This is a genomic window from Aeromicrobium phragmitis, assembly GCF_003674095.1.
Classification (GTDB): Bacteria; Actinomycetota; Actinomycetes; order Propionibacteriales; family Nocardioidaceae; genus Aeromicrobium; species Aeromicrobium phragmitis.
Window position 1 is genome coordinate 1 of the sequence record NZ_RDBF01000068.1, and the last position, 479, is coordinate 479.

The window sequence follows — 479 nt, forward strand, 5'->3', positions numbered from 1 at the left end:
ATGCTGGCCGGGACGTACCGCATGACGCCTGACGACTGGGCGCTGATCATCCTGCCGCTGACGCACCGTGATCAGCGGGTTTGGGGTGAGGACGCCGATCAGTTCAACCCGGATCGCTTCCTGCCACAGAACAGCCGCGGCAGGGCCAAGAACATCTACAAGCCGTTCGGGACGGGCGAACGAGCCTGTATCGGCCGGCAGTTCGCCTTGCACGAGGCCATCCTCGTCCTCGCGCGCATCCTGCACCGCTATGAGATCAGCGGAGACCCGGACTACGAACTGCGGATCGATGAACGGCTCACGATCGTCCCGAAGGGCTTCCGGCTCGAGCTGCAGCCGCGGACGCCGTCGGCGGAGGCACCGTCGGGCCACGCCGATGGTGGTGACGACCGGGCGGGCCGATGCCCGGTCTCGCACTGACGCTCAGCGCAGGCTCGTCCGGCCGTCGGCATCGACCGTCCAGAACGGGTTGTGAGCGA

1 protein-coding gene is annotated in these 479 nt (G+C 67.2%); it reads left to right on the forward strand.

All coding sequences use genetic code 11. The features are described 5' to 3' along the window. Window positions 1-420 (forward strand): cytochrome P450 (locus tag D9V41_RS16280; protein WP_121795617.1); only part of this gene is annotated, 420 nt, incomplete at its 5' end. Between the last annotated feature and the right edge of the window lie 59 nt (window positions 421-479).